This window comes from Kitasatospora sp. NPDC023120, assembly GCF_055560835.1.
Genome location: NZ_JBVHHY010000018.1, coordinates 74628 through 96401 on the forward strand (window position 1 = coordinate 74628; position 21774 = coordinate 96401).

Genomic DNA, 21774 nt, shown 5'->3' on the forward strand with positions numbered 1-21774 from the left:
CGGCAGGAAAGCTTTCCACCTGCCGGAACCGCCCTGCTGGACGCCGTTGTCGAACGCCTCCGCCGAGCGTCCCCCTGCCGAGCTTTCGGCCGCCGGCGGCTACCCCTCCAGCAGCTGCTGCCCGAGGTAGCCGCCGGCCGGGGCGCTCGGCGGCAGCGCGTACACGCCGCTCGCCTCGTGCCGCAGGAAGCGGGAGAGCCCGTCGCCCCGGGAGAGCTTGCGCTGCACCGGGGTGAAGCCCTGGCGCGGGTCGGCCTGGAAGGCGAGGAAGAGCAGTCCGGCGTCCGGCGAGCCGTCCGGCAGCAGCCCGTCGTGGTACGAGAAGCCGCGCCGCAGCATGGCCGCCCCGCCGTTGGCGGCCGGGGCGGCGACCCGGATGTGCGCGTCGGCGGGGATCGCCAGTGCGCCGTCCGGGCCCTGCGCGGAGAGGTCGACCGGGGTGTGCTCGCCGGCCCCGGCGGGCGCGCCGAGCGGGGCGCCGTCCGCCTTGCGCCGTCCGACCACCCGCTCCTGCCGGTCCACCGGGAGCGCCTCCCAGTGGTCCAGCAGCATCCGGATCCGCCGGAACACCAGGTACGAGCCGCCGGCCAGCCAGGCCGGCTGGTCGCCGCCGGCGGCGCAGAACACCTTGGCGGCGAAGCCCTCCTCGCCCGGCTTGGGGTTGTTGGTGCCGTCGATCTGACCCATCAGGTTGCGGCCGGTCACCGGCCGCGCGGCGGCTCCGGGGGTACGGGCGAAGCCGGCCGACTGCCAGCGCAGCGCCGCCGTGCCGGTGGCCAGCCGCTGCAGCACCCGCAGGGCGTGCACCGCCACCAGCGCGTCGTCGGCGCCGACCTGGACGAACAGGTCGCCGTCGCCGCGGGCCGGGTCGAGCGCGTCGCCGGGGAAGGCGGGCAGCGGTTCGAGCCCGGGCGGGCGGCGGTCGGCGAGCCCGGCCCTGTCGAAGAGCGCGGCGCCGAAGCCGACGGTGAGGGTGAGCGAGCAGGGCCCGGCGTCCAGCGCGACCTGGTTGTCGAACTCCTCGGCCGGCTCCCCGGCGGTCAGCCGCTCGGCCGCCTTCGTCCAGCGCTGCAGCAGGGCGCGCAGCCCGTCCCGGCCGATGCCTTTGGCCAGGTCGAAGGCGGCCAGCTGGACCCGCGCCTGCTGCGGTTCGAGGATCCCGGCCTGGTGCTCGCCGCGGAACGGCACCCGGGCGGTGCCGAGCGCGCCGCCCGCGTCGGCCGCCGCACCGCCGGTGCGGTCCAGGGCGACCGCCCCGGCGACACCCGCCCCGGCGCCGACCAGCAGCCCGGCGCCAGCGGTGCCCAGCAGCGCCCGCCGGGTGAAGCCCCCGGAGCGCTCCTCCGGCACGACCGCGTCCGTCGTCCTACCGTCCGTCGTCCTACCGTCCGTCGTCCTCATGTCGTCCGTCGTCACGTCGTCCACCGCCGTCAGCCGATCTTGAACTGCTGGGTCGGCGTGGTCTGGTCGATGTCGGAGGAGCGGACCTGCACCGACACCACCCAGTTGCCCGCCAGCGGCAGCTGCGCGGTGCCGCTCCAGCGGCCGGTGCCCGCCGCGGTGAGCGCGACCGGCAGCGGGCCGAGGTCGCGGTCCGGCAGGGTGAAGGCGAGCTGCACCTCGGGGACGTCCACCGGCTGTCCGTCCGTGCCGTCCAGCGCGAGCTTCACCTCGTTCGGACCGGTCCGGGCCGGGTTGAGGGTGACGGTCGCGGTGCCCTTGGCGTTCGGCGTCCGGCCCTTGGTGTCGTACGGAAGCTTGAGCTCGACGGTGCGGCCCGGCTCGGTCTGCGGCGCCACCGCGGCCCCGCCGGCGGCCGGCGCGGCCGTCCCGGCCGTGACCTCGCTCGCCACCCGCCCGGGCGGGGAGTTGGTGAGCATCGTGGTGACCACCAGCACCGCCACCGCGACCAGCACCTCGACCAGCACCGAGCGGCGCAGTCCGGCCCGGGTCGGGGTGAGCCCGCGCTCGCGTCCGGCGCTCTCCCGGGCGGCCCGCTGCCGGGCCAGCTGGGCCTGGCGGACCGGGTCCTCGCTGTGCGCCGCGACGCCGACCGGCTCCGGCACCTCGGCCCGCTCGACCTCCGCCGCCTCGGCCGGGGCGGAACGCAGCCGGGCCAGCCAGGAGCGGGAGATCCAGGCGACGCCGAGCATCACGACCACGCAGCCGCTCTTCACCAGCAGCAGTCGCCCGTACTCGGTGCCGGTGAGCGCGCCCCAGCTGCCCAGGCCCCGCCAGGACTGGTAGACCCCGGTCGCGGCCAGCACGGCCACCGAGCCGAAGGCGATCCTGGAGAAGCGGTCCACCACCTCGGCGCCGACGCCCTCGCGCAGCCCGACCAGCAGCGCGGCCAGCCCGCCCAGCCAGAGCGCCATCGCGATCAGGTGCAGGATGCCGAGCGGCAGCGCCAGCCAGACCTGGATGCCCACCGAGGCGTGGTCGGCGCCGACCCAGGTCGCCGCGAGGGCGACCGCCAGCACCAGCCCGGCCACGCCGAGGCCGAGCCGGGCGTCCCGCTGCGGCCGCTCGGCGGCCCGCTGCTCCAGCGCGCGCAGCTCGGCGGCCTCGGCGTCCTCACCCTCGGCGCCGTCGCCGTCGCCGCCGTCCCCGGCGGGCTTCGCCGGGAGCGGCCGGGGCGGCTGCCCCAGCTGCCCGACCAGCAGCGACAGGAACACCCCGCCCGCCGCGAGCAGCAGCAGCCGCGCGGCCAGCGCGGTGCCGATCCGCTCGTCCAGCGTGGCGCGCACCAGCGACAGGTCGAAGGCCTGCCCGACCCCCGAGCCGCGCTCGTACGGGCCGCGCAGCATCAGCACCGCGACGGTCGAGACCAGCAGCGCCGTCCAGCCGGTCATCAGCAGCCGCTGCACCGGGCGCCGGGCGGTTCCGGCCGGCCAGCAGATCAGTACGAAGGCGGCGACGCCGGCCAGCAGCGCGAACGCCGCGTACGCGACGGTGCGCCCGGTGCCGTAGAGGGCGGCGACCAGGCCGTCGGCCTTGGCGCCCTGCAGTGCGGTGGCCGACACCGAGGTGTCCGAGGGCGCGCCGATGGAGAAGGTGAACGCCCCGCCGACCGGGTGGGAGTCGTCCGAGACGGCCCGCCAGGCGACGGTGTAGGTGCCGTTGGCGAGTCCGCCCTTCAGCCCGACCCTGGCGGTGTTGCCCTTGCCGTCGGCGTGCCCCGGGTCGCCGGTGTCGACGGCCTTGCCGGCCGGGTCGAGCACCCGGACGGAGTCCGGGGAGAGCGAGACGGACTCGCTGAAGGTCAGCGTCACCGCCTGCGGGGCGGTGGCGACCACCGAGTTCTGCCGCGGGTCGGTGGAATCCAGGGTGGCGTGGGCGGAGGCCGGTCCGGCGCCCGCGAGCATCAGCGCGAGCAGCGCGCCGAGCACTCCGAGCACCCCGGCGATCCGGCGGTGCGAGGCCTTCTCCAGGCCGGCCGACTGCATGGTGGCGGTCCCCTTAACTCTGGCCGGGGCGGTAGGTGAGCTCCTTGACCGGCACCTTGACCGCAATGGTGCCGGACTTGGCGAAGGTGAGGTCCAGCTCCAGCTCGTCCCCGAGGGCGGGGGCCTTCTGCCAGCCCATGATCATCAGGTGGGTGCCGCCGCGCGCGAACTGCAGCGCGCCGTGCGCGGGCACGTCCAGGGCGTCGACCTGCTCCATGCTCGACGGGGTCGAGCGGTGCATGGTGACCGACTCGGCGCCCGGGCTGGTGACCTTGACCAGCTGGTCCTGCCCGCCGTCGTTGCGGACGGTCAGGTAGCCGGCCGCCATGCCGCCGGCCGGGGGCAGCGGGATGTAGGAGTCGGCGACGCTGAGCCTGGCCGGCCCGCCGGCGGCGCCGTCCTGGCCGTCCGCCCCGCAGGCGGCCAGGATGGCGCCGCCGCCCAGCGCGGTCGCGACGACGGCTCCGAGCAGGGCGGTACGGCGGAAGCGGGTCCCGGTCACGGTCCCGGTCCCGGTCACGCCGCGACCCCCTTGGCGAGCAACGGGAGGTCGTGCTCGTAGGTCTTCTCCTCGGTGCCGCTCATGTAGAGCACGTGTGCCTTGTCGTCCGAGGGGAGGAAGGCCAGCACCTGCGCGCCGTGGGTGGAGGTGACCGTGCCGTCCGCGTTGACCACCGGGTCCTCGATCATGATGCCGAGCGACTTGGCGGCGGTCTTCACCTTGGCCAGGTCGCCGGTGAGGCCTATGAAGTCGCTGCCCATCGAGTCCAGCCAGGTGCGCAGCACCTTGGGGGTGTCGCGCTGCGGGTCGGTGGAGACGAAGACGACGTTGATCTTCTGCCGGTCCTCCGGGGAGAGCGCCTTCATCGCGACGCCGATGTCGCCCATGGTGGTCGGGCAGACGTCCGGGCAGCTGGTGTAGCCGAAGAACAGCAGGGTGGCCTTGCCGTTGGTCTGCTGCCGCAGGTCGTACGGCTGCCCGGAGGTGTCGGTCAGCTGGAGGTCCGGCTTCTCGAAGTTCTTGGCCAGCTTGGTGCCCTGGTACGGGGTGTTCTCCTTCTGCTGGGTGACCTTCGCGGCGGTGGAGCCCCCGCCGGAGGAGCCGCAGGCGGACAGCGTCAGGGCGGCGGCCAGCGCGAGGGCGGCCGCGCCGGCCAGGCGGGTGGTGCGGGCGGTGCGGGACATGCGGGATCCGATCGTGCGCGGTGGACCGCCGGCGGTCCGTACCCGTGGCTCGGGTACGGACCGCCGGCGCTGGGGTCAGGAGGCGGAGCCGGTGTTCTTGCGGCGCAGGCCGAGCACGCCGACGGCGGTGCCGATCACGCCGACCACGATGCCGACCACGCCGAGGGTGCGGGCGGTGGAGTCGCTCGCCTTGCTGCCGCCGTCGGAGGAGGCGGCGTGGTCCGAGCTGTCCCCGTGGGCGTCGGCGGCCGGGGAGGCGGAGACGCCGTGGCTGTCGCCGTGTCCGTCGCCGCCCTCGGCCTTGGTGAGCTTCAGGACGGGCGCGGGCTTGGCCGGCTCGGGCTGGCCCTCCTTGGACTCGTCGATCCAGCGGACGACGTCGCCGTTGTCGTAGGTCTGCAGCGCCTTGAAGACCAGGCTGTCCGCGTCGGTCGGCAGCGGGCCGAGCGAGACCCGGAACTCCTGGAACTGGCCGGGGGCGATCTTGGTGCCGGCGTCGGCGGTCCAGGTGATCTTGGAGACGGCCTCGTTGACGTCGTTGCCGTGCACCTTGATCGGCTTGTCCAGCTTCGACTTCTCGACGGTGGCGGTCCAGCCCGGCAGCGGCAGGGTCCGGACCGAGGCCAGCGGGTGGTCCAGCGGGAGGTTGACCTCCAGCTTCACCGTGCTCGCGGCGTCGCTCTCGTTCGGCACCCGGAAGTCGACGGCCGTGTAACCGCCCTGCGGGGCCGCACCCGGGTTCACGGTGACGTGCGCGAAGGCGGGGCCGGCCAGCGCCACCACGGAGGCGGCGGCGGTCAGGGCGACGGCGGCGAGACGGCGGGCGGGAAGGGAACGCATGATGAGGGGTCTCCGATCGGAGTCGGCGGCAGGCCGGGACCGGGCAGCGGGATTCGAGCCGCGCCTCGGTGGTGCCTCGGTGGTGCCGCGCGTGGGGACGTGTGGGGGCAGGGCCTCGGAGCCGGACCCGGTGGTCGGGGAACGGCCCGGACGGTGCGCACACCCGCGCCCGGGTACGGCCCGCAGGCCGTCAGGGGACGCGGATCAGTACGCGAAGGCCCCGCGCGGCGGCCCGCGCCGCACCACGCTGTGCCGCAGCACCGCACCCGCCGGGAGCGGACTCTCCCCGCCCCTGGCACCGAACCGGCGGACCGGGCCGGCCACGCCGAACAGACCGCGCAGCACCGCCGCCACCAGCGCGAACGCCGACCGCAGCGGCGCCGCCCAGTGCTCCCGGGCCGCCGACGCGGCCACCCGCAGCAGCCGCCACAGCGCCGCCTCGCCGCGCCGCAGCCACCAGCCCGCCACCAGCGCGGCGGCCAGGTGCCCGGCCAGCATCGACGGCGTCATCCCGAACACGCCGCCCTGCCACCAGGGCGCGACGGCGTACGCGTTCGGGTCCAGGCCCGCCGAGGAGACCAGCTGCTCCGCGGACGGGTGGCCGGGCAGGCCGATCAGCGTGCCCGGGCGGGCCTCGTTGCAGATCAGCCGACCGGCCACCTGCGGCAGGGTCAGCGGACCGGAGCCGCCGTGGTGCATGCCGGCCATGGCACCCGGGCCGTGGCCGTTGAAGCTGTGGAAGAGGCAGTGCAGTCCGAGCTGCCCGGCGCCCAGTGCCCCGGCGATGCCCGCCAGCGAACGCTCCCGTCCACCGCCGGCCGCCGCGAGCGCCAGCACCGCGAGGAATCCCGCCGCCAGCGCGGTCGGCGCCACCGTCCCGCCACCGGCCAGCGCGTGCCCGGCGGCCGCTATCAGCGTGCAGACCAGCGCGAACGGGACGGCCCGGGCAAGCCGCAGGTCCCAGGCGGCGGCCCGCACCGGCTGGGCCGGTCCTGGGGCGCCCGGGATCGGGGCGGCGGTGAGGGCAGTCATGGCCGGGCCATCCTCTCATTGCGTACGCGGCCGACACGGGCAGGGTGGGAAATCCCTACGAATGCCCCTTTCGGCGGCGGCGTGCACCACCGGGTGCGCGCCGCCCGGCACAGACCCCGTCCCCCAGTCCATCCGCCGAACGGGCGGTAGCGGCCCCCGGGCACGGTTCACCGCCGAATCGCCCGGAGATACCTAGTTGTATGTGGAGCCGCAGCCAGGAGGGACCTCCCGTGGACATCTGGTGGACTCTGCACCTCAAGCGCGACCCGGCCAGCGTCCCGCTGGCCCGGCGCATCCTGCTCGGCGCCATGGCGACCGCGGGCGTCGACCCGCAGATCGCCGACGACCTCGGCGTCGCCCTGAGCGAGGCCTGCGCCAACGCCGTCGAGCACGGCGCCACCGGGCGGCCCGACGACGGCTTCCAGGTGTCCGCGTCGATCAGCGGCGACCGGCTGCGGATCGAGGTCACCGACTCCGGCCCGGGCCTGCCCGCCCCCACCGCCCCGCCGGTCCGGCGCCCGGCCGCCGCCACCCCGACCCGTCAGGCACCGGCCGGCCGGGGGCCCCGCCGCTCCCGCCGCGGCCGCGCCACCGTCCCGGCCCGCGTCCTCACCGCCCACCGCCCCCGCCGCGACGACCACCCGTACGACACCCACGTCCTCCCCTGTCGCCCCACGGCACCCACCCTCCGCCCGGTCGACCTCGACACCCTTCCCGACCTCACCGCCGAATCCGGCCGCGGCCTCTTCCTCATCCACGCCCTCACCGACCACGTCCAGCTCCGCAACCACCCCCTGCGCGGGGCGATCGTGAGCTTCGACAAGATCCTCAAGTGGCAGGACGGCGCCCTCCTGCGCGCCGCGTCCTGAGGCGGAGTGGGGCCTCTCCGCCCGGGATCCGCTCCGGTTGCCGGGGGTGGGGGCGGGTCGGACGATGGGGGGCATGATGCACCAGATGCGAGCCGAGTACGGCGCCGGCGGCGCGGCCGAGGGGGTGCGGCTGTGGCACGTGGTCCGGGGGGAGGCGAACGTGGCGATGTGCGGGCGGGAGCTCGATCCGCAGTCGCCGGTGCGGTCGGCGGTGGACTGGGGGAAGACCCCGGAACTGTGCTGCCACACCTGCGGGGCGTACTTCCTGCGCGAGGCGCCGTACCTGGCGGCCGAGCACCCGTAAGCCCGGGCTACGGTGCTCGGCATGGATGAACCTCTCCTCCGGCCGCGGTCGTTGACCCGCGAGGCCGCCGGACTGCGGGCCGGGGAGCCGGGGCTGCCCGAGCACGTGGACCGCTTCTGCGCGCTGGTCGAGCGGGTGGACCCGCTGATCCACGCGTTCGTGCCGGAGCCCGGTCGGCACGACCGGCTGCGGGCGGCGGCACGGGAGTCGGCCGCGCGGTACCCGGAGCCGGACGGGCGGCCGCCGCTGTACGGGGTGATGGTCGGGGTCAAGGACATCGTGCACGTGGACGGGCTGCCCACGCACGGCGGGTCGGCGCTGCCGCCCGGGGTGCTGGCCGGGCCGCAGGCCGCGGTGGTGGACCGGCTGCGCGCGGCGGGGGCGCTGGTCGCGGGCAAGACGGTGACCGCCGAGTTCGCCGCGAGCGCCCCGGGCCCGACCCGCAATCCGCACCACCCGGGGCACACCCCGGGCGGCTCCAGCAGCGGTTCGGCGGCGGCGGTCGCGGCGGGGCTGGTGTCGCTGTCGGTCGGCACCCAGACGGTCGGCTCGGTGGTCCGCCCGGCCGCGTACTGCGGGGTGGTGGGCTTCCGGCCTACGTACGGGCGGATCCCGTTCGACGGCGTGATCCCGAACGCGCCGAGCTTCGACACCCTCGGGGTGTTCACCGCCGACCTGGCGGGCGCCGCGCTGGCGGCCCCGCTGCTCTGCGACGACTGGCGTCCGGTGCCGCAGGCCCCCGCGCCCGTGCTCGGCGTGCCGGACGGGACGTACCTGCGGCATGCCGGGCCGGCCGCGCTGCGCGCCTACGAGGAGCAGCTGGAGCGGCTGGCGAGGGCCGGGCTGACGGTGCGCCGGGTCGAGCTGTTCCCCGACTTCGCCGAGGTCAGACGACAGTTGCAGACCGTCAACCGCTTCGAGCTGGCCCGCAGCCACGCCGACTGGTTCGCCCGGTTCGGCGGCCTCTACCGGCCGGAGACGGTGGCGAGCATCCGGGTCGGCCAGGGCATCGCCCCCGAGGACCGGTCGGCCGCGCTGCGGTTCCGGGAGCGGCTGCGCGAGCGGGTGGCCGAGGCGGGCGCGGCGGCCGGGGTGGACCTGTGGCTGGCGCCTTCGGCGACCGGCGGTGCGCCGGAGGGCCTGCACAGCACCGGGGACGCGGTGATGTCGCTGCCGTGGAGCTTCCTCGGGCGCCCGGCCCTGAGCTTGCCGGCCGGGCGGACCCAGGACGGGCTGCCGCTGGGCCTCCAGGTGGTCGGCGCGGAGGGCGGCGACGAACGGCTGCTGGCCCAAGCCGCCGTGCTGGAGCGGGAGTCGACGGAACGTTAGGCGAGTGCCCGGTCGATGGCCTCGGCGCGCAGCAGGCGCAGCCGGAGGCGGCCGGCCGCGGCTGTCCTGGTCGCGGTGACCGAGGCGGTCCCGGACACCCCGCAGGCCCGGGCGCCGGGCAGCGCATTCCGCCCGGGCCTGCCCGCCCGGTGACGGTACGGGCCGGTTCGAGCGCGTCCTGGCGCTGCTCGGCCGCGATCCCGCCTGGAAGGGGTGACCGCGGGCTCAGGACCGGTCGCGCTGCTCGTCGGGGAAACGCGGTCCGCCGATCATGTAGAACAGCGCGGCGATCGGAAAGCCGATCGAGGCGGCCACCACCACGATGAACTGCCAGAACATCTTCCGCTCCTCGTCAGTCGCGGGCCGTCCGGACACCCGAAGGTGATCCCAAACCTGGCCCGCCCCGATTGGCCGAATTGTCCGGTCACTGTCCGACGGTATGGCCGAATCGCCCCGGCTGCCACCGGGCGCCGGGCCCCGGCCCGCGCCACACCGGCGCAGGGGTCTGGGCGCGGGCCCGGGGCGGCGGCCACACTGTCGGGATGCAGCTACAGCTCGCAGGGGAAGCACGACGGCCCGACCGGGAGAGCGAGGACTTCGTGGCGGCCTCGCCGGAGGCGCTGGTCCTGCTGGACGGCGCGAGTTCGCCGGCCGGCCTGGACTCCGGGTGCCGGCACGGAACGGCCTGGTACGTGCGCAGACTGGGCGTGCACCTGCTCGCCCGGCTCACCGACCGGGCGGACCGCTCGATCGCCGAGTGCCTGGCCGACGCCATCGTGGAGACGGCCGCGCTGCACGGCGGCCGGTGCGACCTGGCCCATCCCAACACGCCCGCCGCGATGGTGGTCGCCGCCCGGCGGCACGGCGAGGCGCTGGAGTACCTGGTGCTCGGCGACTCGCTGCTGGTGCTGGAGTTCAAGGACGGCCCGCCGAAGGTGATCGGGGACAACCAGCGCTTCCCCGGCGGCGAGGGGCTGCGCCGCCAGGTCTGGTCGACCGTCCCCGGCTCGGCCGAGCGGGCGGCGCTGCACCTGGAGTACGCGCTGGCCGTCCGTGCCGCCCGCAACCGGGGCAACGGCCCGTGGATCGCGGCCGCCAGCCCGCGCGCGGCCGAGCACGCCGAGACCGGCTTCGTCCGGCTCGACCGGCTGCACGCGCTGGCCGCCCTCACCGACGGCGCCTCGCGCTTCACCGAGCGCTTCGGGCTGGGTAGTTGGGGCGACGTGCTGCGGCTGCTCGCCGAGTCGGGCCCGGGCGAGCTGATCGCCCAGGTCCGCGCGGTTGAGCGGACGGACGCCGCCTGCGAGCGCTGGCCGCGCGGCAAGGCGCACGACGACGCCTCGGCGGTGTACGCGCTGCTGTAGCGGCGGGCGTACGGCGGCGGGGGCGGTCGGCAGGCGGGACCTGCCGGCCGCCCCCGCCGCTGTCGGGGTCCGGACCTACTTGCCGGAGGCCGGGACGGTGCCCAGGCGGCCGGCCTGGAAGTCCTCCATGGCCTGCTGGAGCTCGCGGTGGCTGTTCATCACGAACGGCCCGTACCAGGCGACCGGCTCGCGGATCGGCAGTCCGCCGAGCAGCACGATTTCGAAGTTGGTGCTGCGGGAGTCCTGGTTCTCGTCGGCGCGGATGGTGATCGAGTCGCCGTCGCCGAACAGGACCGCCTGGCCCATGCCGAACGGGCGGCGCTCCTGGCCGGCCGAGCCCTTGCCCGCCAGACCGTACGCGAGGGCGTTGAAGTCGGGGCGCCAGGGCAGGGTGACCTGGGCGCCCGGGTTGATCGACGCGTGGATCATGGTGATCGGGGTGTGGGTGGCACCGGGACCCTGGTGGCCGTCGATCTCGCCGGCGATCACCCGCAGCAGGGCGCCGCCGTCCTCGGTGCTGAGGAGCTTGACGCTGCCGCCGCGGATGTCCTGGTACTTCGGGGCGATCATCTTGTCCGAGGCGGGCAGGTTCACCCACAGCTGGAGGCCGTGGAAGAGGCCGCCGGACATCACCAGCGACTCCGGCGGGGTCTCGATGTGCAGCAGGCCCGAGCCGGCCGTCATCCACTGGGTGTCGCCGTCGGTGATGACGCCACCGCCGCCGTGCGAGTCCTGGTGGACGAACGTTCCGTCGATGATGTAGGTGACGGTCTCGAAGCCGCGGTGCGGGTGCCAGGGGGTCCCCTTGGGCTCGCCGGCCGCGTAGTCCACCTCGCCCATCTGGTCCATCATGATGAACGGGTCGAGGTGCTTGGTGTCGATCTTGGCGAAGGCGCGGCGGACGGGGAAGCCCTCGCCCTCGTAGCCCTCGGGGGCGGTGACCACGGTGAGGACCGGGCGGGCGCTCGTGACGGCGGCGTCCGGCGTGGTGACGCGCGGGAGGGTCAGCGGGTTGTCGACGGTCACGGCGGGCATGTCGGCCTCCTTCGAGGGGGGTTCTTCGGCCTACGTCCACGAGGATAGTTCAATTCTCAACAACAGGCAAGTTGAAAATTGAACTATATGGTGACGGAGGAGCGGCGCTCCTCCCTCCCCGGTGGGTCGGTCGTCAGCCGTACATGCGGCGCATGGTGAAGTCGACCATCTGCTCGACCGCCTTGGCGTCGAACACCATCCGGTGCTCGCCCTCCATGTCCAGCGCGAAGCCGTAGCCGGTCGGCAGCAGGTCCAGGACCTCGGCGCCGGTGACGGTGAAGTGCTTGGAGTCCTTGCCGGCGTAGCGGCGCAGCTCCTTCAGCGAGCTGAACATCGGGATCACCGGCGTCGGGGTGTTGTGCAGCGCCAGGAAGCCGGGGCGCTCGCCGCGCGGGCAGTGCACCTTCGAGGTGATGAAGATGGCCTGGAAGTCCTCGACCGCCATCGAGCCGGTGGTGAAGGCGCGCACGGCGTCCGCCAGCGAGGGCGGGGAGGGCTCGGGATAGAGCGACTGCTGGTTCGCCTGCGACTGCGCGCCGTAGGCGTCGGGTCCGGGCATGCCGTTCATGCCCGGCTGCGGTCCCGCCTGCTGCTGGTAGGGGTCGCCCGGGTATGCGTTCTGGTCATATCCGTACACACGGACAGGCTAGCGGGAGCGCACCCGCCCGCGCTGGCATCGATCCTGACAAGGAGTGGTGGCCCGGACTGTGGGACGTGACCACGTTCATAGCGGATTCCCGGTCGAGGGCTTGCCCAAGTTACCGCTGGGTAGCATCATGATGCCTACTGGTGGGTACGGGACGCCCGAACGCGGCGGTCTCCCGGAAGCGACGAACCGGAGAAAACGGCCATGGGTCACTACAAGTCCAACCTGCGGGACGTGGAGTTCAACCTCTTCGAGGTGTTCGGTCGCGAGCAGGTCTACGGCACCGGACCGTTCGCGGACATGGACGTCGAGACCGCGAAGAACATCCTCAGCGAGATCGCGCGTCTGGCCGAGAACGACCTTGCCGCCTCCTTCGCCGACACCGACCGCAACCCGCCGGTCTTCGACCCGGAGACCAACACCGCGCCGATCCCGGCCTCCTTCAAGAAGAGCTACCAGACCTTCATGGATGCCGAGTGGTGGCGTCTGGGCATCCCGGAGTCGATCGGCGGCCAGGTCACCCCGAACTCGCTGATCTGGGCCTTCGCCGAGCAGATCCTGGGCTCGAACCCCGCCATCTGGATGTACTCCTCCGGCCCGGCCTTCGCCGGCGTCATCGCCGAGGAGGGCACCGAGGCGCAGCTCGAGGTCGCCAAGCGGATGACCGACCGCCTGTGGGGCTCCACCATGGTCCTCACCGAGCCCGACGCGGGCTCCGACGTGGGCGCCGGCCGCACCAAGGCGATCCAGCAGGAGGACGGCTCCTGGCACATCGAGGGTGTGAAGCGCTTCATCACCTCGGGCGAGCACGACATGTCCGAGAACATCATCCACATGGTGCTGGCCCGCCCCGAGGGCGGTAAGCCGGGCACCAAGGGCCTGGGCCTCTTCATCGTCCCGAAGTTCGACTTCGACTGGGAGACCGGCGAGCTCGGCGAGCGCAACGGCGTCTACGCCACCAACGTCGAGCACAAGATGGGCCTCAAGGCCTCGAACACCTGCGAGATGACCTTCGGCGCCAAGCACCCGGCCAAGGGCTGGCTGCTCGGCGAGAAGGTCGACGGCATCCGCCAGATGTTCAAGATCATCGAGTTCGCCCGCATGATGGTCGGCACGAAGGCCATCGCCACCCTCTCCACCGGCTACCTGAACGCCCTGGAGTACGCCAAGGAGCGCGTGCAGGGCGCCGACATCTCGCAGTTCCTGGACAAGACCGCCCCGCGCGTCACCATCACCCACCACCCGGACGTGCGCCGCTCGCTGCTGACCCAGAAGGCCTACGCCGAGGGCATGCGCGCGCTGGTCCTGTTCACCGCGTCCACCCAGGACGACATGATGGCCGCCAAGCTGCGCGGCGAGCACGACGAGGCCGCCGAGCGCCTGAACGACCTGCTCCTGCCGATCGTCAAGGGCTACGGCTCGGAGAAGTCCTACGAGCAGCTCGCCCAGTCCCTGCAGACCTTCGGTGGCTCCGGCTACCTGCAGGAGTACCCGATCGAGCAGTACATCCGCGACGCCAAGATCGACACCCTGTACGAGGGCACCACCGCCATCCAGGGCCAGGACTTCTTCTTCCGCAAGATCGTCAAGGACGGCGGCCAGGCGCTCACCGCGCTGAACGAGCAGATCCAGAAGTTCATCGGCTCCGCCGCCGGCGGCGACGCCCTGGCCGCCGAGCGCGACCTGCTCGCCAAGGCCGCGGGCGACCTCGAGGCCATCGTCGGCAAGCTGATCGCCGACCTGACCTCGGTCGAGCAGGACGTCAAGAACATGTACAAGGTGGGTCTCAACACCACCCGCCTGCTGATGGTCTCCGGCGACGTCGTGGTCGGCTGGCTGCTGCTGCGTCAGGCCGCGGTGGCCCTGGCCAAGCTCGAGGCCGGCGCCTCGGAGAAGGACGTCCCCTTCTACCAGGGCAAGGTCGCGGCGGCCCGCTTCTTCGCCAAGAACATCCTCCCGACCGTCACGCCGCAGCGCGTGATCGCCGAGGGCATCGACAACGAGATCATGGAGCTGGCGGAGGAGGCCTTCTAGGCCCTCCCGCCCGCCCGTCACCCACCGCCACCCTTCCTGGGGCGCGCTGCGCGTGACACCTCTTTGACTGCCTGACGAAACCCTCACACCGAAGGGCCCGGCTGCCACCGGGCCCTTCGGTGTTTCCTCCGTCTGTCGCGGCCGGTCCACGGCCGTGTCCGGGGCGAGAGGTTCCGAATGCCCTGTCCGTGTACGGGCATATGCTCAAGGTGCGAAGCCGACTCCCCATCCGGCTTCGGCCCTCCCTCGACCCAGGAGCAGTATGTCGACCGCCGCCCGCCAGGCTTTCTTCGACCGGACGCACAGCGACGACCTGATCGCGTTCCTCGGTACCTCGCCGTCCCCGTACCACGCGGTCGCGAGCGCCGCGGAGCGGCTGGAGAAGGCGGGCTTCCGGCAGGTCGCCGAGACGGACGCCTGGGACGGCGCCGCCGGCGGGCGGTACCTGATCCGGGGCGGCGCGCTGATCGCCTGGTACCTGCCGGAGGGCGCGGGCCCCGAGACCCCGTTCCGGATCGTCGGCACCCACACCGACTCGCCCAACCTGCGGGTCAAGCCGCTGCCGGACACCGGCTCGGCCGGCTGGCGGCAGGTCGCGGTGGAGATCTACGGCGGTGTCCCGCTGAATACTTGGCTGGACCGGGACCTCGGCATCTCCGGCAGACTCGCGCTCAAGGACGGCACCGCCCGGCTGGTCCAGCTGGACGAGCCGCTGCTGCGCGTGCCGCAGCTCGCCATCCACCTGGACCGCCAGGTCAACGACGGCATGAAGCTCGACAAGCAGCGCCACCTCACCCCGATCTGGGGCCTCGGCCCGGTCGACGAGGGCGGGCTGATCTCCTACGTCGCCGAGCGGGCCGGCCTGGACGCCGCCGACGTGGTCGGCTGGGACCTCATGACGCACGACGTCCAGCCCGCCTCCTACCTGGGCCGGGACCGCGAGCTGCTGGCCGGCCCGCGCCTGGACAACCTGCTCTCGGTGCACGCGGCCACCGCCGCGCTCGCCGCCGTCGCCTCGGCCGAGGGTGCCGCCGAGCTGCCGTACATCCCGGTGCTGGCCGCCTTCGACCACGAGGAGACCGGCAGCGAGTCCGACACCGGTGCGCAGAGCCCGCTGCTCGGCAACGTCCTGGACCGCACGATCCACGCGCGCGGCGGCAACCCGGAGGACCGTGCACGGGCGCTCGCCGGCACCGTCTGCCTCTCCTCGGACATGGGCCACGCCGTCCACCCCAACTACACCGAGCGGCACGAGCCCGGCCACCGCCCGGTGCCGAACGGCGGCCCGATCCTCAAGGTCAACGTCAACAACCGCTACGCGACGGACGGCCTCGGCCGGGCCGTGTTCGCGGCCGCCTGCGAGAAGGCGGGCGTGCCGTGGCAGACCTTCGTCTCCAACAACGCGATGCCCTGCGGTACGACGATCGGCCCGATCACGGCGGCGCGACTGGGCATCAGGACGGTGGACTGCGGCATCGCGGCGCTGTCCATGCACTCGGCGCGCGAGCTGTGCGGCGCGGAGGACCCGTACCTGCTGGCGAGCGCGATCAAGGCGTTCCTGGAGGGCTGATCAAGCTCCGACACGACGGGGCCCGGCGGACACGATCGGTCGTCCGCCGGGCCCCGTCGCATCGGAAGGGCTGCCGCGAGGGCTACTCCATGCCGGCCAGGACCAGCGGGAGGCGGCGGGCGCCGTCGGCGACCAGCTTCACCGGGACGCCCCAGTCCTGCTGGTGCACGTGGCAGGCCGGGTACTCGATCTCCGGGTCGTCGTCGCAGGAGGCCGCCATCGCGGAGACGTGCAGCACGCCCTCGGCGATCCCGTCGGAGAGCACCAGCTCGCGGGAGAGGTCGCTGTCCGCGCCCGCGCCGGAGACCAGCAGCTCGGGCGGGGTCGCGCTGACCAGCAGCCGGGTGGACGGGCCGTAGCGCTCGTCCAGCTTCTGGCCGCTCGGCGCGGAGAAGACCACGTCCAGCCGGAAGGCGCCCGGCGCGACCTCGGTGGCCGCGCGCTGGGTGCGGTGCGCCACCGACTCGACCCGCACCGCCTCCTCCGGCAGCCGCAGCCTGGTCAGCCGGTGCCGGGCCGACTCGACCACCACGATGTCGCCGTCCACCAGCACCGCGCCGGAGGGCTCGCGCAGGTCGGTGGCCAGCGTGCTGACCTCGCCGGTCGCCGGGTCGTAGCGGCGCAGCGCGTGGTTGTAGGTGTCGCTGACGGCCACCGAGCCGTCCGGCAGCACGGTGACGCCCAGCGCGTGCTGGAGCAGCGCCTGGTCGGCCGCGCCGTCGCGGTGGCCGAAGTCGAACAGGCCGGTGCCGACGGCGGTTTCGACCGTCCCTGTTTCACGTGAAACCCAACGCAGCGCCGAGGTCTCGGAGTCGGCGACCCAGAGCCGCTCGCCGTCCGCGGAGACCGCGAGGCCGGACGGCTGGGCGAACCAGGCCTCGGCGGCGGGCCCGTCCACCAGGCCCTCGTTGGTGGTGCCGGCCGCGACGCCGACCGTGCCGGCCGCCGGGTCGTACGCCCACAGCTGGTGCACGCCCGCCATCGCGATCCACACCCGGCCGTCGAACCAGGCGACGTCCCACGGCGAGGAGAGGTCCACCTCGCGGGCCGGGCCCTCGGTGGCCGAGCCCTGCCACCACTGGCGGCCGGTGCCGGCCAGCGTGGTCACGCTGCCGTCGGCCAGCCGCAGGCCGCGCAGGGCGTGGTTGACGGTGTCGGCGACGACCACGTCGTACGCCGAGCCCTCGGGGAGCAGCGCGAGGCCCTGCGGCTCGCTGAACCGGGGGCTGGTGCCGTCCACCAGGCCGCGCTGCCCGTCGCCGATCCGGCGCACCACCGTGTCGCCGTCCTCGGCCAGTTCGACCAGCGAGTGGTGGCCGGAGTCGGCGACCAGGAAGTTGCCGTTCGGCAGCCGGACGGCCTTGCCGGGGAACTTGAGGTCCCCGGCGGTCGGCTCCGGCGCCACGTACGGGCCGTCGCCGCGGCGCAGCGTGCCCTTCGCGGCGTGCTGGGCCTCCAGCTCCTCGACCAGCCGGGCGATCGCGTGGGCGTGGCCCTCACCGGCGTGCTGGGCGACCACGTAGCCCTCCGGGTCGATCACCACCAGCGTCGGCCAGGCCCGGACGGCGTACTGCTTCCAGGTGGCCAGCGCCGGGTCGTCCAGCACCGGGTGGTGCACCTCGTAGCGGGCGACCGCGTCCACCACGGCCTGGTGGTCGGCCTCGTGGACGAACTTCGGCGAGTGCACGCCGACGATCACCACGGTGTCGCGGTGCTTCTCCTCCAGCTCCCGCAGCTCGTCCAGGACGTGCAGACAGTTGATGCAGCAGAAGGTCCAGAAGTCTAGTACCAAAATGCGACCTCGGAGGTCGGCAAGGGTCAGATTCTTGCCGCCGGTGTTGAGCCATCCACCGGCGCCGACCAGTTCAGGGGCGCGGACACGTGCACGAGAAGCCATGCCCCAATCAAACCCCACCTCGGGTGTCCGCATTCCGGGCGTCTGGCCGTTGTGGCAGGGCGGCAGCGGGTGATTGCCGCCGGATGTGCGGCACAAGCGGAGTCCCGTCCATGCGCCACGGGGGCGACGCACGAACGGGGGCCGGTCTCAGGGAGGTCGGCGCCGCTGCAAGGGGCACGGCGGGGGCGTCTCGCTGGTGGCGCTGAAGGTCCGGGGACACGACACAGCGGCCACGGATCGGAGCTGCTTGCCCGGGGTCCAGTAGGTCCAGATCACGTCATGCGGGAAGGTGTCGAGAAAGGTCCGGGCGTGGTCCAGCCGGACGGCCGGGTCAAGGTCGGTCTCCAGCGCGGGAGCGTCGGCGAGCTGCTTGCCCAACCACTCCAGCACTTCGATCGGGTCGTCGGTCGTGACCTTGATCTGTTCCGCCGATTTGGCAAGCCAGTGCATAACTTCAAGCGGTGGAACGGGACTTGTCCACACCGGCCGCATGCCGTTCTGCGCCTCGGGGGGCCGCCGCTCCTTGTCGTCGGGGCGCTTGCTGCCCGTCCATGTGTAGCCGTGCCAGTGCAGTCCGGGCCTTACCCAGTGATCCATGCGTGCCTACCCTGGTCAGGGGCGGGCCCTCGCTCTCAGCTGCAATGAGAACGAGGGTCCGCCTGTCTGCTGTGTGCGTCAGACAGCCGTGTCGAAGCGGGCCGGGTCGATGCCCGCGTTCTCCAACTCGGCCGTGCTGAACCTCAACTCCAGGCCGGGGCGCTTGGTGTCGCCCATGACCCACAGACCGCCCGCCACGCCGGGCACCTCCTTCAGCGTCGGGCACGTCTCGTGCTCCGACTGCTGGTTACCGCCGCACGCCTTGTAGGCGGTCAGCTCCGGCGGGATCTCGATCTCGTACAGGTCGCTCACGGTGGTGCCTCCTGTTCGATCCAGCGGGGAAGCCGTCCCCGCGCGGTGATGCACCCGCACCGGCCGGAGTCGCTGACGGCCGAGACGGGGGTCTGTGGAGGCCCGTACGGGCCGCTCTACGCCAACAGGGGCAACCAGATGGGAGTAGGTCGCCACGGGCGCACTGCTGGCTTGCCACGAGTCCACCGGAGTGACAGGGGCCTCAGCGCCGATACCGGCGGTTGGCATCCCTCACTCGGGCCAGCAGGGCCGCCCGGCGCCGATACTCGCCCGGCGTCAGCGGCTGGTCGGTGTGGTCGTCCGGGGGCAATAGGGGACGCTCCTCCGGAGCCTCGGCCGGCTCGGCCAGCGCGCGGGTGCTCATGCGGTCAACTCTCTACGTACGACGTAGAGTCCATCGCTTGGCAGCGCCGGCTGCACGCCGGATTCGGTGAGCACGCGGGCCATGAACTGCCGGGAATCGCCGCCAAGGAGTCGGCCGGTCAGGCGGGCGTATTCCGTGAGCGCGTCGGCCAGCGCGCGGGCCGTGTGGGCGCTACAGCCGCCGATGTGGACGTGAGCGCCGTCGGGCAGGCCGCTGGCCGCGTAGACCGGCGAGAGGCTGATCAGCGGCGGCAGGCCCGCAACCTTGATGGCCGTCTCCAGAGCCTCCGCCGCTTCCTCCGCCTCCGCGCGGAAGTGCCGGAGCCGGTCCGTCTCCCGCTCAACCTCCGTCATGCGCGCCCACCTCGCCTGATCGACTATTCCGAATTGCAGCCAGGCTATGGGAATTCCAGCAGGGGAATCAACGATATTCCCGTCTGCGACTAAAGATCTCTACGGCAGATCGCCGACCACTCGGACAGCCTATCTCTTGCATCATCATCAAATAGTGCACAGCGCTCGTAACCGGCGAACTCATCTAGGTAGCTCTGCACATCTCGCGAATCCCGGAAGACCATGGCTCCAGTCGAAACCTCCACTGTAGCCATCCTGTCGTCATAAACCGTGAAAGTGTTCAGTGGACAGCTGGGAAGGTACTCGCCTATCGGAATCACGCCGAGCCTGACACTTGGCAGGTGACTTAGCGACACAAGGTGATCAATCTGAATGGCCATGGCAGCCGGCCGAAGGATTGGCCACCTCGCAGCCTGTTCCGTCAGGATGAACGTGAACATCTTCGATTCGTCGTAGAGAACTGCCTGTCGATCCAGCTTCCTGGCAATGGCTTTGCTATGATCGCCGGGAATGTGAGCCAGCGTGGCCTTAATGTAGTCGGGAGTCGAGAGAAGACCCGTGATCATCGAGAGTAGAAAGAATCTGAACTCACGTGACGACTTCTCAAGGTCTGCCAGCTCGGCCTGTTTCTTGTCCAGTCCCTTTCGGCGAAGGTTCCGGGCATCTTGCCATTCGGTATTTGCGATCCTCGCCAGGGCTGCGATCTCGGCCACCAGCGACGACGGCGCGTCCAGCGCCCGCAGGATGCGCTCAACGTCCACCAGCGAGGGCGTTACCTTGCCGGTCTCGATCTTGCTAATCTTCGATTGCGACATGCCACAGCGCTGAGCGAGCCGGTCACCACTTAGACCGGCCCGCCTCCGCAATGTTCGCAATGTCTCTGCCAGGTCCGTCTTACTCTGACCTAGATCCTCTGGCTCAAATGTCAAGCCCGCTCACGTACTCCAAGAACGGAACCGATTCGGCGACTGCAATTCGCTGGTATTCGATGAACGGCGCGGGGTCGCCCTCGTAGACCTCTCGACTGATCTGCCGCCCGTCCAACTCATAGTTCATCAGAACCACGGTCTCTCGGTCAAAGAACCAATAGTCCTGAACCCCGTCGAGCGGATTCTCTCGGCCCGTTACATCGAGAATGCGAATGTCTTCGCCTGCTCGGGCGCTGTGCGCGTAGTAGCGCTGAAATTCGAACCGCAGGTAGTCGGACAAAGGGCGGGAAACGATATGAACTCGCCCGAGCGTCCTGCCGCTCTCCCGGTGTCCGCGAATCAGCCCCGTCCAGTAGTCCTCAAATGGGCCAGCGAACCGCTCGCCAGAAAGGAACCGCTGAAATTCCTCGGCTTCTTGCGGCATTCGGTACTCGGGCAGGGTCTCAAGCCGCCATGCCTCCGAACGGAAATCGCGGAATTTGGCTTGCCACTCCTCACCATCCAAGAACACGGATGGCCTCCCGCAGCACGCTCTCAGGGATTTCAACCAGTCCCTCACCTTCCGGCGGGGTGAAGCCGTCGAACACGTCCCCCTGCACCACGAACGACCCTCGGTCCGTGGCATAGACGTTGGGGCAGTCGTTCTGGCCGCACTCCCCCGAACCACTGCCGTTACCTGTGCCCGTGAGTCGAGTGAGCCCCGGCTTGTCCGCCATGGTGAACCCCCTTGTGCGTGGCCCTGGTTGGGCCGGTCTCGATCGACGCTACGCACGTTAAGCGGTCCGGTCCATGGAGACGCGGAAATATTCCTGTCCACGAATAAACGATCTCCACTGGCAAGCTGGACCACCACAACGCAAAGAGGGCCCCCGCCCGGCCCTCGAAGGGCCAGGCAAGGGCAAGGGGCCGCTCAGCGGTCCCGATAGGGGGCTCGGTGCCAAATGCCCCGCTCGTCCTGCCGGAGTCCGGCTGTGGCCGGTGGGAGGCAGCTGCGTGCGTTGTGTGGGCCGGTGCGGTGCGCGTCACCGGCGCGGGTGCTGGCGAAGGTCTCGTGACAGGCCGGGCAGTGTTCGGCACGGAGGCCGGACCACTCCCGGCCGCATGGCGGGTGGAGGATCTTCAAGGGTGCCTTTCGTCGGATTGCGAAACTGAAATTTGAGGGCTTCAAATCGTGGGGCTGGCCCCATCTGCCTGGCCCCCGCCCGAAAAGCTGCCCACGGTCCGCCGTGGCAGCGATTTGAGGGTGTTCTGCCGGTCGGTCTCCCTCGCGTGCGCGCGCCTACGTGCACCCATATGTGCACCCGCGCGATGCGCCCGCTGTTTCTAGGCAGCAGGATGGGACCTGACTGGGAATTTCATGGAGAAGGCAGCTTTGCCCGAAAGTCCCAGACCCGTACATAGGCCGATTCCTGCTAAGACGCTGCGGTACCCAAGCCCCGGGGAGGGGGTCATACCCCAGGGTTATGGGCTTACTACGCGGCAGCCGACACGGCCTTTTGGCGAAGTCGATACGCTTTCACCTTGTGGGCATCCGAGCAATACGAACGGGCCCGCCCTCTGCCATCCCAACCGGCATTGCTTTCGCAGCCGATCAGCTTGCATTGCGCATCCCAGCGTGCGTCTTCCATCTCCGAGTTCTGCTCAGCTTTGGCGTCTATGCATTCCTCG

General features: G+C 72.0%; 23 protein-coding genes. 6 read left to right on the forward strand and 17 right to left on the reverse strand.

Annotated elements, in window-relative coordinates:
- Window positions 1-99: 99 nt before the first annotated feature.
- From efeB to ACZ3TI_RS25610, 6 genes are all read right to left on the reverse strand, one after another.
- On the reverse strand, window positions 100-1401 hold the full coding sequence (efeB, locus tag ACZ3TI_RS25585; RefSeq protein WP_465730205.1) for an iron uptake transporter deferrochelatase/peroxidase subunit: 1302 nt from the start codon (window positions 1399-1401) through the stop codon (window positions 100-102).
- Window positions 1402-1430: 29 nt separating this feature from the next.
- On the reverse strand, window positions 1431-3446 hold the full coding sequence (locus ACZ3TI_RS25590) for a copper resistance CopC/CopD family protein (RefSeq protein ID WP_465729979.1): 2016 nt from the start codon (window positions 3444-3446) through the stop codon (window positions 1431-1433).
- A gap of 13 nt (window positions 3447-3459) precedes the next feature.
- Window positions 3460-3966, reverse strand: a complete 507-nt coding sequence (locus ACZ3TI_RS25595; protein WP_465729981.1) for a copper chaperone PCu(A)C — start codon at window positions 3964-3966, stop codon at window positions 3460-3462.
- Complete coding sequence (locus tag ACZ3TI_RS25600; protein WP_465729983.1) at window positions 3963-4631, reverse strand: SCO family protein; 669 nt, start codon at window positions 4629-4631, stop codon at window positions 3963-3965. The genes ACZ3TI_RS25595 and ACZ3TI_RS25600 overlap by 4 nt, the downstream gene beginning before the upstream one ends.
- A gap of 75 nt (window positions 4632-4706) precedes the next feature.
- Window positions 4707-5471, reverse strand: a complete 765-nt coding sequence (locus tag ACZ3TI_RS25605; protein WP_465729985.1) for a YcnI family copper-binding membrane protein — start codon at window positions 5469-5471, stop codon at window positions 4707-4709.
- A gap of 204 nt (window positions 5472-5675) precedes the next feature.
- The gene (locus ACZ3TI_RS25610) at window positions 5676-6503 is read right to left on the reverse strand and encodes a hypothetical protein (protein ID WP_465729987.1); all 828 of its coding nucleotides are present in this window, start codon (window positions 6501-6503) and stop codon (window positions 5676-5678) included.
- Window positions 6504-6733: 230 nt separating this feature from the next.
- Between ACZ3TI_RS25610 and ACZ3TI_RS25615 the strand changes: the two genes are divergently transcribed.
- From ACZ3TI_RS25615 to ACZ3TI_RS25630, 4 genes are all read left to right on the forward strand, one after another.
- The gene (locus ACZ3TI_RS25615) at window positions 6734-7372 is read left to right on the forward strand and encodes an ATP-binding protein (protein ID WP_465729989.1); all 639 of its coding nucleotides are present in this window, start codon (window positions 6734-6736) and stop codon (window positions 7370-7372) included.
- Window positions 7373-7445: 73 nt separating this feature from the next.
- A complete protein-coding gene (locus ACZ3TI_RS25620; RefSeq protein ID WP_465729991.1) occupies window positions 7446-7676 on the forward strand; it encodes a hypothetical protein in 231 nt (76 codons plus the stop codon).
- 21 nt (window positions 7677-7697) lie between these two features.
- Window positions 7698-9005: an amidase family protein gene (locus ACZ3TI_RS25625; protein WP_465729993.1), complete on the forward strand. Its 1308-nt coding sequence runs from the start codon at window positions 7698-7700 to the stop codon at window positions 9003-9005.
- Between the two features lie 542 nt (window positions 9006-9547).
- Window positions 9548-10369: a protein phosphatase 2C domain-containing protein gene (locus ACZ3TI_RS25630; RefSeq protein ID WP_465729995.1), complete on the forward strand. Its 822-nt coding sequence runs from the start codon at window positions 9548-9550 to the stop codon at window positions 10367-10369.
- Between the two features lie 75 nt (window positions 10370-10444).
- Here ACZ3TI_RS25630 and ACZ3TI_RS25635 read toward each other — a convergent pair whose 3' ends face one another.
- Together ACZ3TI_RS25635 and ACZ3TI_RS25640 are read right to left on the reverse strand one after the other, a co-directional pair.
- On the reverse strand, window positions 10445-11404 hold the full coding sequence (locus ACZ3TI_RS25635; RefSeq protein WP_465729997.1) for a pirin family protein: 960 nt from the start codon (window positions 11402-11404) through the stop codon (window positions 10445-10447).
- Between the two features lie 133 nt (window positions 11405-11537).
- Window positions 11538-12041, reverse strand: a complete 504-nt coding sequence (locus ACZ3TI_RS25640) for an SseB family protein (RefSeq protein WP_373313668.1) — start codon at window positions 12039-12041, stop codon at window positions 11538-11540.
- A 213-nt stretch (window positions 12042-12254) separates the two neighbouring features.
- On the opposite strand from ACZ3TI_RS25640, the gene ACZ3TI_RS25645 reads away from it, so the two are divergent.
- Window positions 12255-14084, forward strand: coding sequence for an acyl-CoA dehydrogenase (locus ACZ3TI_RS25645; protein WP_465730000.1), 1830 nt, complete (start codon window positions 12255-12257; stop codon window positions 14082-14084).
- Between the two features lie 262 nt (window positions 14085-14346).
- Window positions 14347-15654, forward strand: a complete 1308-nt coding sequence (locus ACZ3TI_RS25650) for a M18 family aminopeptidase (protein WP_465730002.1) — start codon at window positions 14347-14349, stop codon at window positions 15652-15654.
- A gap of 82 nt (window positions 15655-15736) precedes the next feature.
- Here the strand turns inward: ACZ3TI_RS25650 and ACZ3TI_RS25655 are convergent, their stop codons facing one another.
- The 9 genes from ACZ3TI_RS25655 to ACZ3TI_RS25695 form a co-directional block, all read right to left on the reverse strand.
- Complete coding sequence (locus ACZ3TI_RS25655; protein ID WP_465730004.1) at window positions 15737-17551, reverse strand: NHL domain-containing thioredoxin family protein; 1815 nt, start codon at window positions 17549-17551, stop codon at window positions 15737-15739.
- A 147-nt stretch (window positions 17552-17698) separates the two neighbouring features.
- Entirely contained in the window at window positions 17699-18148 is a 450-nt protein-coding gene (locus ACZ3TI_RS25660) for a hypothetical protein (protein WP_465730006.1), read from the reverse strand.
- Window positions 18149-18226: 78 nt separating this feature from the next.
- Window positions 18227-18460, reverse strand: a complete 234-nt coding sequence (locus ACZ3TI_RS25665) for a DUF397 domain-containing protein (protein WP_465730008.1) — start codon at window positions 18458-18460, stop codon at window positions 18227-18229.
- A 202-nt stretch (window positions 18461-18662) separates the two neighbouring features.
- Window positions 18663-18824 carry a hypothetical protein gene (locus ACZ3TI_RS25670; protein ID WP_465730010.1) on the reverse strand — a complete coding sequence of 54 codons (162 nt, stop codon included), beginning with the start codon at window positions 18822-18824 and terminating at the stop codon, window positions 18663-18665.
- Window positions 18821-19177 carry a hypothetical protein gene (locus ACZ3TI_RS25675; protein WP_465730012.1) on the reverse strand — a complete coding sequence of 119 codons (357 nt, stop codon included), beginning with the start codon at window positions 19175-19177 and terminating at the stop codon, window positions 18821-18823. The genes ACZ3TI_RS25670 and ACZ3TI_RS25675 overlap by 4 nt, the downstream gene beginning before the upstream one ends.
- 89 nt (window positions 19178-19266) lie before the next feature.
- Window positions 19267-20106, reverse strand: a complete 840-nt coding sequence (locus ACZ3TI_RS25680; protein WP_465730014.1) for a helix-turn-helix domain-containing protein — start codon at window positions 20104-20106, stop codon at window positions 19267-19269.
- Window positions 20096-20617 (reverse strand): DUF6879 family protein, encoded by a 522-nt coding sequence (locus tag ACZ3TI_RS25685; protein WP_465730016.1) that lies wholly within the window; start codon window positions 20615-20617, stop codon window positions 20096-20098. Before ACZ3TI_RS25685 ends, ACZ3TI_RS25680 begins: the two co-directional genes overlap by 11 nt.
- A complete protein-coding gene (locus ACZ3TI_RS25690; protein ID WP_465730018.1) occupies window positions 20601-20822 on the reverse strand; it encodes a hypothetical protein in 222 nt (73 codons plus the stop codon). The genes ACZ3TI_RS25685 and ACZ3TI_RS25690 overlap by 17 nt, the downstream gene beginning before the upstream one ends.
- Before the next feature lie 194 nt (window positions 20823-21016).
- Entirely contained in the window at window positions 21017-21274 is a 258-nt protein-coding gene (locus ACZ3TI_RS25695; RefSeq protein WP_465730020.1) for an FDXHR family putative zinc-binding protein, read from the reverse strand.
- Window positions 21275-21774: the final 500 nt, after the last annotated feature.